Origin of the sequence: Micromonospora echinaurantiaca (assembly GCF_900090235.1) — a bacterium.
Lineage (GTDB): Bacteria > Actinomycetota > Actinomycetes > Mycobacteriales > Micromonosporaceae > Micromonospora > Micromonospora echinaurantiaca.
The window spans coordinates 4570214-4586804 of sequence record NZ_LT607750.1 but is presented as its reverse complement, the minus strand read 5'-3'; the positions used below and the strand labels follow the sequence as shown (position 1 = coordinate 4586804).

Below are 16591 nucleotides of genomic sequence, written 5' to 3'. Positions count from 1 at the left end.
GAGCCTCCGTGATCGGGTCGACGGCCAGGCTACGCGGAGCCGGCGGCGGACCCGACGGTCGCCGCCGGGTCACCGCGCAGCACCTGGTCGACGTCGAACCGGACCGGACGGTCGAGCTGGTCGTAGCCGCAGGAGCGGGGGTCGCGGTCGGGCCGCCAGCGGACGAACTGGGCGGTGTGCCGGAACCGGTCACCCTCCATCGCGTCGTAGCCGACCTCGACCACCAGGTCGGGACGCAGCGGCTCCCACTCCAGGTTCTTCGTGCCGGTCCACCGGCTGACCCCGCCCGGGATCCGCTGGCCCCGCTCGTGGTCGCCGTGCACCCACGGGTGCTCGGCGCCGGCGTCCCGGTAGGGCGCCAGCTCGTCCAGCAGCTCGGCCCGGCGGGCCATGGTGAACGACGCGCACACCCCGACGTGGTGCAGCACGCCGGCGTCGTCGTAGAGGCCGAGCAGCAGCGAGCCGACCACCGGGCCGGACTTGTGCCAGCGGAAGCCCGCCACCACCACGTCGGCCGTGCGGGCGTGCTTGACCTTGAACATCAGCCGCTTGCCCGGCTCGTACGGCAGGTCGGCCGGCTTGGCGATCAGCCCGTCCAGGCCGGCGCCCTCGAAGACGTCGAACCAGCGGTGCGCGGTGTCCGGGTCGGTGGTGACCTGGGTGACGTGCACCGGCGGGCGCACCCCGGCGAGCGCGGCCTCCAGCCGGGCCCGCCGTTGCGGGTAGGGCGCATCGAGCAGCGTCTCGTCGCCGAGCGCGAGCAGGTCGAAGGCGACGAAGTCGGCCGGGGTGGTCTCGGCGAGCAGCTTCACCCGGGAGGCGGCCGGGTGGATGCGCTGGGCCAGCAGCTCGAAGTCGAGCCGGGGCTGGCCGCCCGGCCCGTCGCGGCGGATCACGATCAGCTCGCCGTCGACCACGCACCGCTCGGGCAGCTGCCGCCGGGCCTGCTCGACCACCTCGGGGAAGTAGCGGGTCATCGTCTTGCCGCCCCGGCTGGCCAGCTCGACCTCGTCGCCGTCCCGGAAGACGATGCACCGGAAGCCGTCCCACTTCGGTTCGTAGGTCATCCCGGCGGCGGTGGGGATCTTCTGGACGCTCTTGGCCAGCATCGGCTCGACCGGCGGATTGATCGGCAGCTCCACGGCGACCAGTCAACCAGACGGCACCGACAACGGTGAGGCAGATCACCGCCGGTACGCGGGCGGCGTGTCCGCCCCCGTCCCGCTTCCGCCCCGCCGGCCGGATCAGATAACCGCAGCTCAGAGCTACTTTCGCGGGGTGTCCGAGTGGGTCTGCGGGTGTTGTGGTCGCTGGCGGGTCACCGTCGAGTTGATCCGGGGCCGGTACCGCTACCGGCTGGTGCACCGCTACCCGCGGCAGTTCGGTGGCGGCAAGAACGTGCTCGGCGAGGTCGGTTCGGTGGCCGAACTGGAGGAGTTGCTGCGCCGGCGTACCCCCCTCGAACTGGCCGACCTGCGCGAGGCCGCCTGAGCCGCGCGTTCCCGGCGGGCGAGCCCGGCGCGCCCGTAGGCTGGCGGTGATCCGTCGAGCCTGGGGGTGCACGTGCCGGCACTGACCTATCCGCACGTCGGCGCCACCCGGGACGGCCGGCTGCCGGCCGGCTGGCGGCACGTGCGGCACCGGGTCCGGCTGCCGGACGGCGCTTTCGCCGCCGCCGGCGCGGCGGTGCTCTCCTGGCGCGTGCACCGGTCCGCCGGGATCCGGATGGACACCGACGCCGCCCGCGCCGAGCCCGGGGTGCGGGTCGTCTCCCGGTTGGGCGTCGGCCCGCTGCGGATGGCCGCGCCCTGCCAGGTGGTCTGGGCCGTCGACGACGCGGACCGGGCCGGCTTCGGGTACGGCACGCTGCCCGGGCACCCGGCGCGGGGTGAGGAGGCGTTCGTGGTCAGCCGCGATGCCGTCGGGCGGGTCTGGTTCGAGGTGATGGCGTTCAGCCGCCCCGGCGGGTGCCTCATGCGCGCGGCCGGCCCGGCCGGCCGGCTCTTCCAGCACGCGTACGCCTGGTGGCTGGGGCGCACCCTGCGCCGGCTCTGCGCCCGCCGCTGACGCCGCCGCGACGGCTCGCGCCGGTGCGCGCGATCGTGCCCCCGGCCATCGCCCCGCCCGGCCCGCCGTGGCCACCCGGCCCGCGGTCCCGGTCGGCAGCGGTCGTGCGCGCCTGTCGTCGGAGCCGGCCGGGCGTGCCTGTCGCCGGAGCCGGTCGTCAGAACCGGGCGAAGGAGCGGATCGGGGCGCGGGGACCGAACTTCGGCGCCTGGACGCCGGCGGCCTCCAGCAGCACGCAGACCCGACCCCGGTGCCCGCGGAACGGCTCCAGCAGGGCCAGCATCCGGGCGTCGTCGCCACGCGGCTCCCCGGCCAGCGCCCAGGCCACCGTGTTCGGGATGTGGTAGTCGCCGACGCTGACCGCGTCCGGGTCGCCGTACGCGACCCGGACCACCTCGGCGGCGGTCCACGGGCCGATGCCGGCGATCGCGGTGAGCCGGCGGGTCGCCTCGGCGGCGTCCGCGCACCGCTGCAACCGCTCCGCGGCGGCGGCCGCGCGGCGCAGCGTCTCGGCCCGGCGCTGCTCCACCCCGAACGGGTGGAACACCCAGTAGGGGGTGGCCGCGACGGCGGCCGGCTCCGGCGGCAGCAGCAGCGGCAGCGGGCCGGGCGCCGGCTCGCCGAAGTGGCGAACCGTCGCCGCGTACGCCCGGTAGGCCTCCTTGCCGGTCACCTTCTGCTCGAAGACCGCCCGCAGCAGCCGGGGGAAGACCAGCCCGGTGGCCGGCATCCGCAGCCCCCGGTGCTGCGCGGCCAGCCGGGCCACCACCGGGTTGGCGGCGGCGAGCGCGGCGAAGCCGGTGAGGTCGTCGCGCAGCCCGGCCACCGCGTCCGCCCGGTCCACCAGCCAGTCGGCGCCGGGGCCGTACCCCTCGGCGACCAGCTCACCGGCGGCCGGGCGCAGGGACAGGGTGGCCGGCCCGGCCGGGGTGCGGGCGGCCCACCAGAAGGCGCCGTCCACGATCCGGGCGCACGGGTCGTACGGGCTGAAGGTGAGCGCCCGTACCGACGCGGCCAGCCGGTAGCCGGCCGGCGGGCGCAGCGCCCGGCGCGCGGTGGGTTCGGTCACCGGGACATGCTGTCACGGCCGGTCCGGGTGACACACGACACCGCCGACGCGCGTGGCGTCGGCGGTGCCTCGGGAGCGGACCGGCCGGGATCCGGCCGTGGGTGCGGGTTGGGGGGACCTCGGTGGGCAGCGCCTGCTGGCGTCGGCGCGCCACCGACCCGGGCCCGCTCCCGGTTCGCCGGGACCGGCGGCCGGTGCCGCCGACCCGGTCGACGACGGTGACCGGCCGCGCCCTCCCCGGCTGCGACCGGCCACCGGGCCCAGGAGTGGGTCAGTACGAGTAGCCGGAGTCGCCGCCCTGCGCGCCCTGGTCGTCCGAGGGCGGGGCCACCGGCTTCGGCGTGCCGGTGGGCAGGCAGGTCAGGTTCTTCTTGCCGTCCGGCGCCACCACGAACCAGGTGCCACCGACGCCCTGGCCCTTCCACTGGCCGGGCTTCTTGTCGCCGATGTAGCGGTAGAGCGGCCAGCCGTCCAGGGTGATCTGCCGGGTGCCGTCCTGCCGGGTCACGGTGCCGACCTTGTCGTCGGAGACGCCGTTGAGCTGCGGGTTGCCGTCGGTGAGCGCCGGCGGCCAGACCTCCGCGCACTTGTCGACGCAGTTGGACGCCGCCGGGTCGTTGGTGTCCTTGTCGAAGCGGTACAGGATCCACCCGTCCTGGTCGGTGACCACGCTGCCCATCCGGGCGACCTTCTTGCCGATGAGCCGGTCGGTGAGTTCGACGTCGGCGGGCGGCGGCGCGTCGGCCACCGGGGCCTCCGCCGATGCCGACGCCTCCGGTTCAGCCGTCGCGCTGGGCTCGGCCGCGGCGACGGCGACCGGCTCGGCCGCGCTCTGGTTCGCCCCGTCGTAACCCGCGGGAGCGCAGGCCGTAAGTGCGACCATCGCGCTCGCGACGATGACGGTCCGCTTCATCTGTGCCACGTGCCCTCCTCATGCTTGGCAGTTCACGGGGTAATACGGCACGAGGGCTGTCAAGGTTGAAATCGGATCCGTGGCCAATTTCACAAGGAATGGTTGAACCGGGCGCGCTCCGGATGCGTGTGCGCCATCGACGACCGCCATTCAGAAGAGCCAACGACCGATCGGCGCCGGCCATTGTCGCTGGCCGGCGCCGATCGGCATCGACGGTCAGACCGGTACGGTCACCAGCGGGCTGGCCACCCCGTTCGCGTCCACCGACTGCACCTGGAACTGCTTGATGTCGTCGACCGGCGTCGAGGTGGCCGCCGACAGGGTCAGCAGCTGCGGGTTGGTGTTGGTGCCGTACCCACCTCCCGGCACCGACCAGGTGGAGATCACCTCGGTGGTGGCGTTCTTCCGCACCACCACCAGCCGGCAGATCCGCGGCCCGGGCAGCCGGGAGAGGCTGAAGTTGACCCGGGTGCCGAATTCCTTGGACACCACGAAGAACGTCGACTTCACGCCGGTGCTCGGGTCCACCACGTCGTGCCGGTCGCCCTCCTCCTCGTTGCCGCCGACGCCCGGTTCGTTCGGGCCGGCGGAGCGCGTCCCGTCCGGCGGGGTGGGCGGGGCACCGGTGGTCGGTCCGGCGATCACGTCCGGCGGGGCGTCGTCCCGCTCGACCACGCTGGCGAAGCCGATCCCGGTCAGGCCGCCGAGCGCCACCACGGCGGCCGCGGTGGCCAGCAGCTGCCGGAACCGGGTACGCCGCCGGTCGGCCCGGACCGCGACCAGGGTGCGGTCCAGCAGCGCCGGGTCGGTCTGCGTCTGCTCCAGCGCGGACATCGTCTCGCCGTCGATGCCGGAGAGCAGCCCGACCACCGGGACCATGGTCTCCAGCTCCGCGGCGCACGCCCAGCAGGTGGCGAGGTGCTCCTCGAACCGTTCGGTGTCCTGCTCGTCCAGCACGCCCAGCGCGTACGCCGCGACGTCCATGTGGTCCGCCCGGCTCATTCCGTCACCCCCCGTTCCTGCAGAGCCGTGCGCAGCGCGCGCAGCGCGTAGTAGACCCGCGACTTGGCGGTGCCCAGCGGAAGCCCCAGCTCCTCCGCCGCCTCGGGCACCGTCCGGCCCCGGAAGTACGTGGCCACCAGGATCTCCCGGTGCGACTGGCTCAGCGTACGCAGCGCGTCCGCCACGGTCATCGTGCGCAGCACCCGGTCGGTGCTGTCCGCCTCGGCGAACGCGGTCAGGTCCCGGTCGTACGTCTCGGCGGGCCGGGCCTGCTCGCTGCGGTGCTCGTCGATGGCGATCCGGCGGGCCACGGTGACCAGCCAGGGTCGCAGCGACCCCTGCCCCTGCGCCCCCAGGCGGTGCGCGTTGCGCCAGGCCCGCAGCAGGGTCTCCTGCACGATGTCCTCCGCGCGCTGCCGGTCCCCACCGGTCAGCCGCATGACGAACATCAGCAGCGGGCCGGCGTGCTCGGCGTAGAGCAGCCGGATCAACTGGTCGGAGTGAGCGGCCTCGGACGACGCCGCCTGGTGGCGTCCCGGCGCCGGTCGCGGCGTCACCGGGTCATTCTGGCGAGGCGACGGGCGGGCGTCGACCCCACGTGCGGACCGGGTCGAGCGCGACTGGGACCGCGCCGACATCCAGTCCGCCCGCACCGAGTCGCCGTGCCAGCCGACCGCCACCGCATGCATGCAGACCTCCGGGTGTCCGATGACATCGGCCCTCCCCCCACGGGCATGGCCGCCCGGTGGTACGCAGCGCCGGGCCGAACGGATCAACGGCGGACGGAAAAAATCCCGGGCGGTGGCGGCGTCGAGGCGGTGGCGTCGGCGTCCCGCACCACCGGGGCGCCGCCGACGAAGCGGTCCAGGTCCGCCCCGGCCAGCACCCGGCCGGGGAACCAGTCCCCGGCGGCCCGCCGGGTCAGCTCCGGCACCGACGGCTCCACCCGGCCGGCCACCAGCACCAGGTTGCCGTAGCGCCGCCCGCGCAGCACGGCCGCGTCCCCGACCAGGCAGGCCCGGGGCAGCACCGAACGGACCGTGGCCAGCTGGCCGCGGGCGTACCGCAGCGGCGGGCCGTCGGCGACGTTGGCCAGGTACCAGCCCTCCGGGCGCAGCACCCGGGCCACCTCGGCGGCGTACTCGACGGAGGTCAGGTGGGCCGGGGTCCGGGCGCCGGCGAAGACGTCGGCGACCACCAGGTCACAGCTGGCCTCGCGGGTGCTGGCCAACACCGCTCGGGCGTCGGCGACCCGGACCCGCAGCCGCGGGTCGGCGCGCCACGGCAGCACCCGCCGGACCAGGTCCACCAGCCCGCCGTCCACCTCGACCACCCGCTGGGTCGAGCCCGGGCGGGTGGCGCTGACGTACCGGGGCAGGGTCAGCGCGCCGCCGCCCAGGTGCAGCACCCGCAGCGGGGCGCCGGCCGGCGCGACCAGGTCGATCGCCGCGGCCAGCCGGCGGACGTACTCGAACTCCAGGTGGGTGGGATCGGCCAGGTCGACGTGCGACTGCGGCGCGCCGTCCAGCAGCAGGGTCCACGAGCCGGCCCGGTCCGGGTCCGGCGCCAGCTCGGCGAGCCCGGTGTCGACCTGCTCCACCACCCGGTCCCCGGCCCGCCTGCGCCCCATGCCGCCCAGTATCCCGGCGACCCGCCGGCGGCCGTCCCGTGCCCCACCCGCGCGGCCTCGCCCGCTTGATCGACTCCGTTCGCGGGAACTCGGGGTGGCCCGGCCGTCGGATACGCCGACTTCCCGCATCCCGCGTCGATCCTCCACCGCGCGCGCCGCGCGCCGGGTCAGGGGCGGCGGGCGGCGGGACGGGCGGCGGCGGTCAGCGCCCGGTGCAGCAGCCGGGCGTCACCGAGCAGCGCCCGCAGCCGGCGCTCCAGGCCGGCGATCGGGATCAGGTTCTGCGGGGCCCGCGGGTCCTTGTACGGCGTGGAGGCGAACCGGGGCAGGGTGACCAGGGACAGGTCGGCCAGCTCGACCGCCTCGGTGATGGTCAGGTCGGCCGAGCACTCCATCCGGACGATGCCCGCCCAGGGCGCCCCGGCGGCCACCGGCAACCGCAGGTACCAGGACCAGCCGCCCCAGGCGGTGCCGAGCCGGAACACGGGGGAGCGCTGGCCGGCGGCCAGGCCGGTGACCACTGCGGTGAGCCGGGCGTCGAGGTACTGGCTGTGCTGGGTCTTGATGTAGCCGAGGGTGCGGGGCAGCTGCCGCCGGTTGCGCAGCGGACCGTCCACCACCAGCAGGTCGCCGTCGACCCGGGCGGCGCCGGAGACCTCCACCTCCAGCGCGGTCAGCGGACCCTGCACGGCCGCCGGCAGCTTGGCCAGCTCACCGGTGCCGCTGACCCGGTGCACCGGATAGCGGACCCGCCCGGCCACCACGTCCTCGGCCGAGGGACTCGCGGTGAACAGGCCCCGGCCCACCCGGGTGCCGGCCAGCTGCGCCGCGCCCCGTTGCAGGTCACAGCGGACCACCCCGGCGGCGTAGGAGGCGGCCAGGCCGGGGAACGAACCGCCGTCGGCCTCCGCCGTCCAGACGCTGGCGTCGATCCGGCGCACCCCGTCGACGAGCAGCACCACGTCCGGCGCGCGCAGGCCCGGGCGCACGTCGATGGCCCGCCAGTCCACCGCCGGCAGTTCGGCGTCCGGGTCGACCTGGGCGCTGCTCGGCGCGGCCGGCCCGGCCGCCGACGCCTCGAACGACGCCCCGTACGCGGGATCCCACGCGTCGACGAAGAACCGGGCGGTCACCGGCCGGTCCGTTCCACCCGCGCCGAGCGGGCGTCCTTGCGTACCTCGAACCGGACCGGGATGCGCTCGGCCAGCGCCGGCACGTGGGTGACCACGCCGACCATCCGGTCACCTCGGGCGGCCAGGCTCTCCAGGGTGGCGGCCACCGTGTCCAGGGTGGCCGCGTCGAGCGTGCCGAAGCCCTCGTCCAGCACGATCGACTCCAGGCTCGCCGCGGTGGTGGACATCCCGGCCAGCTGCTCGGAGAGCGCCAACGCCAGGGCCAGCGACGCCTGGAACGTCTCGCCGCCGGAGAGGGTGCGCACGCCCCGGCGCAGCCCGGCGTCGTGGTGGTCGACGACGAAGAACTCACCCTTGTCGTGCACCAGGTCGTACTGGCCGCCGGAGAGGTCCCGCAGGATCCCGGAGGCGCCGTCGACCAGCAGGTCCAGCGCCTCGGCCAGCAGCCACCGCTCGAAGTTGTTGGCCCGCAGGTGCCCGGCGAGCGCCCGGGCCACCTGCGCCTCGCGCTCGTGCCCGGCGCGCTGCTCGCGCAGCCCCGCCGCCTGCTCCCGCCGCTGCACCAGTTGCCGCCGGTCGGCCTCGGCCCGCTCGACGGCCACCGCGGCGGCGCGGACCGGGTCGTCGGCGGCCGGCAGCCCGGCGGCGGCGAAGAGGCTGGCGATCCGCTCCGTCGCCGCGGCGGCGACCCCCTCGGCCTCGGCCACCGCCGTGACCCGCCCGGCCCGCTCCGCCCGGCGCTGCTCCGCCTCGGCCCCGGCCCAGTCGGTGAGCGTGGTCCAGGCCGCCGCGACGTCCTCCCGGTCGGCCGCCGGCGGGCCGAACCGGGCCAGCCCGTCCCGGGCCGCGTCGAACGCCCGCCACGCCGCGCGCAGCCGCTGCTCGGCGGCGTCCACCGCGCCGCGGGCTGTGCGGGCCGACTCCCGGCCGGCGCGGACCGCCCCGCCCGCCTCCTCCAGCGACCGCCGCAGCCGGGCGTGCTCGGCGAGCCGGTCCCGCAGCGCCTCGGCCGTCGCGGCCCCGGTGAGCTGGGCGTCCAGCTCGGCCAACCGGTCGTCCAGCTGGTCCTGCCGGGCGCGGGCCTGCACCAGCACCCGCTCCAGGTCGCGGGCCGCCGCGTCGCGCTCCTGCACCAGCCGCCGGGCCGCCTCGCTCGCCGCCCGGGCCGCCTTGCCGGCCGCCACCGCGCGGGCCACCGCCGAACCGGCGGGCACCGCCGGCACCGTCGCCACCACCTGCTCGCAGACCGGGCAGGCGTCGCCGTCGGCCAGGTGCGCCCGCAGCGCCACCGCCTGGTCGGTGGCCTTCGCCTCCTCGTGCGCCCGGAACGCCGCCGCCAACTCCTCCTCGGCCCGCTCCGCCGCCGCCCGCGCCTCGGCCAGGGCGCGTACGGCCGCGTCGTGCTCGGCCCCGGCCACCGCCAGCGCCGCCCGGACCGCTTCCGCCTCGCCGGCCAGCTTCTCCCGGTCGGCGTACGCCTTCAGTTGCAACCGCAGCGCGCTCTCGTCACCGGCGGCGGCCAGCTCACCCCGGAGCTTCTCCTCCCGCTCCTCGGCCAGCGCCACCGCGCTCGCCGCCGCGTCGGCGTCGGCGCGCGCGGCGGTCACCGCCCGGGCCACCTCGGCCACCCCGGCCGGCGCCCGCACCGCGCCGAGCACGGCCAGGTCGGCGTCGAGGGCGGCCAGCGCCGCCCGCGCCTGCAGGGCCGTGGCCCGGGCCGCGTCCAGCTCCGGTACGGCCGCGGCCACCGCCCCGGCCAGCTCGCGCAGCCGGTCGACCTGCGCGGTCGCCGCCTCCAGCGCGGCGTCGTCGACCTCGGTCAGCCCGCCGAGCAGCTGGTCGACCGTCTCCAACCGCGCCTCGGCCTGCGCGGCCCGCGCGGTCGCCTTCTTCTGCACCTCCTCGTAGACCCCGAGGCCGAGCAGGTTGACCAGGATCTGCTGCCGGGTTGCCGGCTTGGCGTGCAGGAAGTCGGCGAACTGTCCCTGCGGCAGCACCACGCAGCTGGTGAACTGCTCGTACGGCAGCCCGACCGCCTCCAGCACCGCCTCGTCCATCTCGGCCGGCGTGCCGGCCACCACCTCGCCGAGATCCTCCGGGCTGAGCCCGGTGTCCAGCTTCGTGACGTCGAACCCGGCCGGCATCAGCTGCAGGCCGGCGTTGGCCGTCTTGACGTTGCCCCGGCCGTCCCGGCGCACCACCCGGGTGGCCACGTAGCGGGCCCCGCCGGACTCGAAGACCAGCCGGACCCGGGCCTCGGTGGCCGACGGCGCCAGGGCGTTGGCCAGGCCACGGGCGCCGCCCCAGCGGGGCACCGTGCCGTAGAGGGCGAAGCAGATCGCGTCCAGCACCGTCGACTTGCCCGAGCCGGTGGGGCCGACCAGGGCGAAGAAGTCGGCGTCGGTGAAGTCGACGGTGGTCTCGTCGCGGAAGACGGTGAAGCCGGCCATGTCCAGCCGCATCGGGCGCATCAGTGATCCACCTCCTCGAGGAGCTCGTCGAAGAGTTCCCGGACTCCGTCGTCGGCGTGCCCCCGGCCGCTCAGGTAGTCGGCGAAGAGCTCGCTCGGGGAGCGGCCGGACCGCTGGGCGACCCGGGTGCCGCTGCCCGGCGCCGGCACCAGCTCCGGGTCGATCCGGATCTCCAGCGCCCGGGGCAGCAGTTCCTGCACCTCCTCGCGGAGCCCGGCGCGCGGCTGCTCCCGGACGTAGACCCGCAGCCAGCCGTCCGGGGCGTCGAGCTCGGCGAGCTGGGCCAGCGTGCCGCGGACCGTGCGCAGCGGGGTCGCCGCGGCGACCGGCACCTCGCGGATCTGCGCCGCCGTCGTCGCGGTCACCTCGACCAGCGTCACCGACGGGATGTTCTCCTGTTCGCCGAAGTCCACCGCCAGCGGGCTGCCGCTGTAGCGGATCGGGCAGGGCCCCTGCACCCGTTGCGAGCGGTGCAGGTGACCGAGCGCCACGTAGTGCGCGGTGCCCGGGAAGACCGTCGCCGGCACCGCGTAGCCGAGCACGGTGTGCGCGTCCCGCTCGCCGCCGCCGGTGGCCGCGCCGACCACCGTCAGGTGCGCGGTGACCAGGTGCACCCGGTCGGGCTCGGTGAAGCTCTCGGTGAGCCGGCCCAGCACCCGGCCCAGGTGGTCGGCGTAGGTCTGGGTGGTCTCGGCGGCGGTCAGCTCGTACATCTCCACCGCGCGGATCGCGTAGCGCTGGGACAGGAACGGCAGCGCGGCCAGCCGCCACCGCTCACCGCCCGTGGTGGTGCCGTCGACGACGTGTTCGTCAGGGTTGTCGCGGACTCCGCCGCGCAGCGTGATGCCGGCGGCCTCGGCCCACGGGCGCAGCGCGTCCAGGGCCTGCCCGTTGTCGTGGTTGCCGCCGATGGCGACCACGTCGGCGCCGGTACGGCGCAGCGCGGTCAGCGCCCGGGTGACCAGTCGGGTGGCCTCGGGCGTCGGCGCCGCGGTGTCGTAGAGGTCACCGGCGACGATGACCAGGTCGGGCCGCTCGGCCCGGGCGATGTCGATCACCCCGGCCAGCACCTGCTTGTGTTCCTCGGCCCGCGACTGCCCCTTGAGGACCTTGCCGACGTGCCAGTCCGAGGTGTGCAGGATCTTCACCGTGCCAGCCTTCCGGTCACGACTGCCGGGCTCGCAAGCTCACTCCTCGCGCTCACCGTGCCGTCCTCCTAGAACGGGATGTCGTCGTCGGCGCCGCCGCCCGAGCCGACCACCGCGAACGGGTCGGCGGACTGGGTGATCGAGCGCAACGTCTCGGACGGGGCCCGGCCGGCCTCGGAGACCCGGGTCGCCCAGGCGGGGAAGGGGAACTCCAGGCAGAGCGGCACCGGGATGTCGGGCTGGTTGACGAACATGGTGCCCGGCTTGGCCAGCAGCGCGCGTTGTCGCTGGGCGGGGGGCAGGAAGCCGTACTCGGGGCGGGACGCCTCGGCCGGGTCGAGCCGGCCGACCACCCGGATCGCCGAGTTGGTGACGATCCGCCGCTCCACCTCGCTCGCCGTCTGCTGGGCGCCGATCAGGATCACCCCGAGCGACCGGCCCCGCTCGGCGATGTCGAGCAGCACCTCCTTGATCGGCGAGGAGCCCTCCCGGGGGGCGTACTTGTTGAGCTCGTCGAGCACCACGAAGAGCAGCGGCTTGGCGGTGCCGGCCTTCTCCTTGCGCTCGAACTCGCTCTTGAGCGTCACGCCGACCACGAACCGCTGCGCGCGGTCCGGCAGGTTGTGCAGGTCGACCACGGTGACCTGGGCGCTCTCGGCGGTGTTGATCGAGTGCGGCCGGCGGGTGGCCAGGTCGCCCCGGATCAGCCGGGAGAGGTCCTTCTTGCTGCCGATCAGCCGCCGGGCGAACGCGTTGACCGTGCCGAGCCCGACCGCGCTGCCGGCCCACTCCGAGCGGGTCTCGTCGTCGTTGAGCTGCTCGACGACGTGGTCGACCAGGTCGGCGTACGAGCCGAGCCGCACCCCGTCGAGGCTCACCCCGCCGTCGGCGGGCTGGGCGTGCCGGGCCAGGTGGGCGGCGACCGAGTGCACCACCATCGTGTACTGCTGGCGTTCGTCGTCGGCGTCGGCGAAGACGTAGGGCAGCAGCCGGTCGGCGCAGAACTCGCTCAGCGTCCAGTAGAAGCTGTCGACCCCGGTGAGCCGGCTGCTCACGTCGGGGGTGCCGGACGAGTCGCCGACCCGCGGCGGGGCGTAGACCCGGACGTCGGGGAAGGCGCCGGCGGTGAGCCCGAGTCGGGCGTAGCCGGCGCGGGTGCCGTCGTCGAGGCGGGTGTTGGGGTGGTCGAGGAAGAGCAGGTCCTCGCCCTTGACGTTGAAGATGAGCGCCTTGGCGTTGACCGCGTCGCCGCCCAGCACGCCGGAGCGGAACACCGAGTAGAGCAGGAAGGTGGCGAAGCTGGTCTTGGTGGCCACCCCGGAGATGCCGGAGATGGAGACGTGCGCGCCCCGGGAGCCGTCGAGGAAGTCGGCGTTGAGGTAGACCGGCACCCCGTCGCGGCCCATGCCCATCGGGATCCGCCGTTCCATCCGGTCGAAGTGCAGCGCCCGGGCCCGCGCGTCGCCCTCGGCACGGTGCACGACCGCACCCGGCGCCGGCGGCACGTAGAGCTCGGGGTCGACCCGGGTGGTGGTGATCTCGGCCGCCTCCTGCACCTGCGCGGGGAGGGTGCCGTCGGCGATGGCGAAGACGTCGGAGTCGAACTGGGCGCCCTCGTGCCGGGCACGCACCTGGGTGACCACGCCGGCGATGGTCACCGGCTCGCGGTCGGGCAGCTCGCGCCGGGTCACCACCACGTCGTCGAGCTGCAGGTAGCTGCCGGGGGAGACCGCCGTCCAGAACTGCAGCGGGGTGGCGTCGGCGGTGCCCAGCACCCGGCCGACCCCCTCGCCGGGGCCGTCGACGTCGTCGTCGGTCATCGCAACTCCGGTCGGCTGGTCATCGGGGTGGGGAGGCACGCCCTGCATCCTGCCCGAGGAGTACGACAGGTCGCCACGCGACGCGGCGGACGCCACGGGCAGAACGAGCGGCGTTCACCGACCGGGACCGGGCAGCTGCCCTGGGTGAACCTCCCGTGGTGACGTGGCCGTCGGCGCCCGGTGCCGGCGGCGGGCCACCCTCCCGGCCCGGCGTCAGTCCCGGGCGTAGCGCAGCAGCAGTACGCCGTCCTCGGCGGCGAGCACGTGCCGCAGCGGCAGCTGCCGCACCGGGGTCGGGTCGCCGGCGGTGATCCGGCCGGGGCCGGGGCCGGCGAGCAGCGGGGCGACCGTGAGGCAGACCTCGTCGACCAGGCCGGCCGCGGTCAGCGCGCCGAACAGCCGCGGGCCGCCCTCGCAGAGCAGCTGGTCGTGGCCGCGGCGGCGCAGCTCGGCCAGGCCGGCGGCGAGGTCGACCGTCTCCGTGCCGCAGCGGACCAGGTCGACGACGTCGGTGAGCCCGGGCGGCGCGGCGGCGCCGGCGTGGGTGAGCACCACCGGGCGGACCGGGGCGTCGGCGAACGCGGCCTGCGCCGGGTCGAGGTCGAGCGTGCCGGAGACCACCACCAGCGTCGGGTACTCGGCCAGCCCGTGCGCGCGCCGCCAGGCCCGCCGTTCCGGGCTGAGTCGGACCGCCCGGTAGCCCTCGTGCCGCAGCGTGCCGGCGGCCACCACGAGCGCGTCGCAGAGCATCCGTAGCAGGCCGAAGACCCGCTTGTCCGGCTGGCCGGAGAGCCCGGCGGAGTAGCCGTCGACGCTGACCGCGCCGTCGACGCTGGTCACGAAGTTCACCCGCAGGCGCGGGTGGTCGCCGCGGGGGTAGAGCGCGACCAGCGCGTCGTCGTCGAGGGGCTGCGGGTGCGGTGCCGGCCAGAGCCGGGAAATCGGGATTCCGACGCTCATTCGCTGGCCGGACCGGTGACCGGAGGGGTGGGCCGGGGGGTACGGTGCTGACAGTCGCACCAGTTCCGGCCCGGACAGTCGTCGTGCCGCCTCGCCCGGCACGCTCGGCAGATCATGCTGGCAAGCCTATGCCGAGGGAGGATGGAGCAGCATGCCGCGTCAGATCTTCCAGCTGAAGATTTCCCTGGCCGGGGTCCGGCCGACGGTCTGGCGCCGGGTGCTCGTCCCCGGTGGTTACACCCTCGACCGGCTGCACCGGGTGGTGCAGCACGGAATGGGCTGGCGCGACTGCCACCTGCACTCGTTCGAGATCGACGGCATCCAGTACGGCGAGCCCGACCCGGACGGCGAACTGGCGCTCACCGACGAGCTGGACGTCCGCCTCGACGCGGTGGTGGGCAAGGGCAGCCGGTTCCACTACACGTACGACTTCGGCGACTGGTGGGAGCACGACCTGGTGGTGGAGGACGCGGTGACCGCCGACCCGGAGGTGCGCTATCCGTCCTGCCTGGACGGCGCGCGGGCCTGCCCGCCGGAGGACATCGGCGGCCCGGTCGGCTACCACGCCCTGCTGGCCGCGCTGGCCGACCCGCGTCATCCGGAGCACCGGTCGATGCGGGAGTGGGTGGGCGACCGCTTCGATCCGGCCGCCTTCGACCCGGGTCGGGCCGACACCCTGCTGCGCCGCTTCTGCTGAACGCGACCGCCCCCGGCCGCGGCCCCTCCCGCTGACGCGCGACCAGTCCCTGCGGCGTCCCTTCCGCCGACGGGCGGTCACCCCTGCGCCCTGCCGTGCGATCGCCGCCCAGCGCCGGACGCGGTAACGATCTGGGAACGCTCCCATCGACCTATTGACACCCTCGACACACCCCAGCAATCTCATGGGAGCGCTCCCGACGGGTGCGCACTCGCTCGGCGCCCGGCTCGGCGGCGGGCGGACCTCACACGAGCCTGGAACACCTCCGGAAGCCACCACCGACGAAGCAGCGTCAGGCATCCGCAACCACCACACGAACCACTTGAGAGGGGTCAGGGATGAGCGTCATCGGGCGCCGATTCCGCACTGTCGCGGTCGCCGCGCTCGCCGTGGGCGTGGCCCTTGGCAGCACGGCGTGCAGCAAGAAGAACGACGACGAGGCAAGCGGCGAGGGTGGACAGGTCAAGCTGGTCCTGCAGACCTTCCAGAACTTCGGCTACGACCAGGCCATCAAGGACTTCGAGGCGGCCAACCCGAACATCAAGGTCGAGCACCAGAAGATGGGCGAGCTGCGCGACTTCCAGCCGAAGCTGGTGCAGTGGCTCGCCGCGGGCAGCGGGGCCGGCGACGTCGTCGGTCTGGAGGAGGGCGTCCTGCTCGGGTACGTCCAGAACCACGACAAGTTCACCAACCTGCTCGACCTGGGCGCCGGTGAGCTGAAGGCCAACTTCCCCGAGTGGAAGTGGAACAACGCGCTGACGCCGGACGGTAAGAAGCTGATCGGGCTCGGCACCGACGTCGGCGGCCTGGCCATGTGCTACCGCAAGGACCTGTTCCAGCAGGCGGGCCTGCCCACCGACCGCGAACAGGTCTCCCAGCGGATGAGCACCTGGCAGGACTACATCGCGCTGGGCAAGGAGTTCAAGGCCAGCGGCAAGGTCAAGGCGGCCTGGCTGGACAGCGCCACCAGCCTGATGCAGCCGCACGTCATGCAGAACTCCGAGACGTTCTTCTTCGACAAGGACAACAAGTTCATCGGTGACACCAACCCGGTGGTCAAGCAGACCTGGGACATGGGCCTGCAGATGGCCGCCGACGGCCTCACCGCCAAGGCGCAGCGGTGGAGCGCCGACTGGGACGCGGCCTTCAAGAACTCCGCCTTCGCCACCCTGCCCTGCCCGGCCTGGATGACCGAGGGCGTCATCGCCCAGCGCTCCGGCCCGGCGAACGCCGGCAAGTGGGACATCGCCCGGATCCCCGGCGGGGGTGGCAACTGGGGCGGGTCGTACCTCGCCGTCCCGGCCCAGACCAAACACCCGAAGGAGGCGTACCTGCTGGCCAAGTACCTGACCAGCAAGGAGGGGCACCTGGCGGCGTTCAAGGAGGCGGGCGCCATGCCGTCCGACATCGCCGGCCTCGAGGACCCCGCGTTCAAGGACAAGACCAGCGAGTACTTCAGCGGCGCGCCCACCGGCAAGATCTTCGGTGAGAGCGTCAAGAACATGAAGCCGGTCTTCCTCGGCGCCAAGCACCAGCAGATCTGGGAGACCATCGTCGAGCCGCAGATGCAGGCGGCCGAGCGCGGCCGGGTCAGCTCCGACGCGGCCTGGAAGAAGGCGATGGACGAGGCCAAGAAGGCGGCCAGCTGAGTCGCCGGTGACCTGCCGGGTCCGCGGGCGTC

15 protein-coding genes are annotated in these 16591 nt (G+C 74.8%); 4 read left to right on the top strand and 11 right to left on the bottom strand.

The features are described 5' to 3' along the window. Positions 1 to 29: 29 nt before the first annotated feature. Entirely contained in the window at positions 30 to 1142 is a 1113-nt protein-coding gene (locus GA0070609_RS20550) for an ATP-dependent DNA ligase (RefSeq protein WP_088995279.1), read from the bottom strand. Between the two features lie 136 nt (positions 1143 to 1278). Here GA0070609_RS20550 and GA0070609_RS20545 point away from each other — a divergent pair, with 136 nt between their 5' ends. Beyond that, positions 1279 to 1491, top strand: coding sequence for a hypothetical protein (locus GA0070609_RS20545; RefSeq protein WP_088995278.1), 213 nt, complete (start codon positions 1279 to 1281; stop codon positions 1489 to 1491). 72 nt (positions 1492 to 1563) lie between these two features. Further along, positions 1564 to 2067 carry a DUF1990 family protein gene (locus GA0070609_RS20540; protein WP_088997869.1) on the top strand — a complete coding sequence of 168 codons (504 nt, stop codon included), beginning with the start codon at positions 1564 to 1566 and terminating at the stop codon, positions 2065 to 2067. Positions 2068 to 2224: 157 nt separating this feature from the next. Here the strand turns inward: GA0070609_RS20540 and GA0070609_RS20535 are convergent, their stop codons facing one another. From GA0070609_RS20535 to GA0070609_RS20490, 10 genes are all read right to left on the bottom strand, one after another. Beyond that, positions 2225 to 3136, bottom strand: a complete 912-nt coding sequence (locus tag GA0070609_RS20535) for a DNA-3-methyladenine glycosylase family protein (RefSeq protein ID WP_088995277.1) — start codon at positions 3134 to 3136, stop codon at positions 2225 to 2227. A 271-nt stretch (positions 3137 to 3407) separates the two neighbouring features. Next, positions 3408 to 4058 (bottom strand): COG4315 family predicted lipoprotein, encoded by a 651-nt coding sequence (locus GA0070609_RS20530; protein WP_088995276.1) that lies wholly within the window; start codon positions 4056 to 4058, stop codon positions 3408 to 3410. 207 nt (positions 4059 to 4265) lie between these two features. Further along, positions 4266 to 5051 carry an anti-sigma factor family protein gene (locus tag GA0070609_RS20525; RefSeq protein ID WP_088995275.1) on the bottom strand — a complete coding sequence of 262 codons (786 nt, stop codon included), beginning with the start codon at positions 5049 to 5051 and terminating at the stop codon, positions 4266 to 4268. Beyond that, positions 5048 to 5740, bottom strand: a complete 693-nt coding sequence (locus GA0070609_RS20520; RefSeq protein ID WP_088995274.1) for a sigma-70 family RNA polymerase sigma factor — start codon at positions 5738 to 5740, stop codon at positions 5048 to 5050. The genes GA0070609_RS20525 and GA0070609_RS20520 overlap by 4 nt, the downstream gene beginning before the upstream one ends. Positions 5741 to 5823: 83 nt before the next feature. After that, positions 5824 to 6681, bottom strand: a complete 858-nt coding sequence (locus GA0070609_RS20515; RefSeq protein ID WP_088995273.1) for a spermidine synthase — start codon at positions 6679 to 6681, stop codon at positions 5824 to 5826. A gap of 167 nt (positions 6682 to 6848) precedes the next feature. After that, positions 6849 to 7814 carry a hypothetical protein gene (locus GA0070609_RS20510; RefSeq protein WP_088995272.1) on the bottom strand — a complete coding sequence of 322 codons (966 nt, stop codon included), beginning with the start codon at positions 7812 to 7814 and terminating at the stop codon, positions 6849 to 6851. Further along, a complete protein-coding gene (locus GA0070609_RS20505) occupies positions 7811 to 10285 on the bottom strand; it encodes an AAA family ATPase (RefSeq protein ID WP_088995271.1) in 2475 nt (824 codons plus the stop codon). Before GA0070609_RS20505 ends, GA0070609_RS20510 begins: the two co-directional genes overlap by 4 nt. Beyond that, a complete protein-coding gene (locus tag GA0070609_RS20500) occupies positions 10285 to 11433 on the bottom strand; it encodes an exonuclease SbcCD subunit D (RefSeq protein WP_088995270.1) in 1149 nt (382 codons plus the stop codon). Before GA0070609_RS20500 ends, GA0070609_RS20505 begins: the two co-directional genes overlap by 1 nt. 68 nt (positions 11434 to 11501) lie before the next feature. Next, on the bottom strand, positions 11502 to 13253 hold the full coding sequence (locus GA0070609_RS20495; RefSeq protein ID WP_088995269.1) for an ATP-binding protein: 1752 nt from the start codon (positions 13251 to 13253) through the stop codon (positions 11502 to 11504). 213 nt (positions 13254 to 13466) lie between these two features. Further along, the gene (locus GA0070609_RS20490) at positions 13467 to 14213 is read right to left on the bottom strand and encodes a pyrimidine reductase family protein (RefSeq protein ID WP_088995268.1); all 747 of its coding nucleotides are present in this window, start codon (positions 14211 to 14213) and stop codon (positions 13467 to 13469) included. A gap of 151 nt (positions 14214 to 14364) precedes the next feature. Here GA0070609_RS20490 and GA0070609_RS20485 point away from each other — a divergent pair, with 151 nt between their 5' ends. Together GA0070609_RS20485 and GA0070609_RS20480 are read left to right on the top strand one after the other, a co-directional pair. Next, the gene (locus GA0070609_RS20485; protein WP_088995267.1) at positions 14365 to 14910 is read left to right on the top strand and encodes a plasmid pRiA4b ORF-3 family protein; all 546 of its coding nucleotides are present in this window, start codon (positions 14365 to 14367) and stop codon (positions 14908 to 14910) included. Positions 14911 to 15248: 338 nt separating this feature from the next. Beyond that, a complete protein-coding gene (locus tag GA0070609_RS20480) occupies positions 15249 to 16559 on the top strand; it encodes an extracellular solute-binding protein (RefSeq protein ID WP_088995266.1) in 1311 nt (436 codons plus the stop codon). The last annotated feature ends 32 nt before the right edge of the window (positions 16560 to 16591 follow it).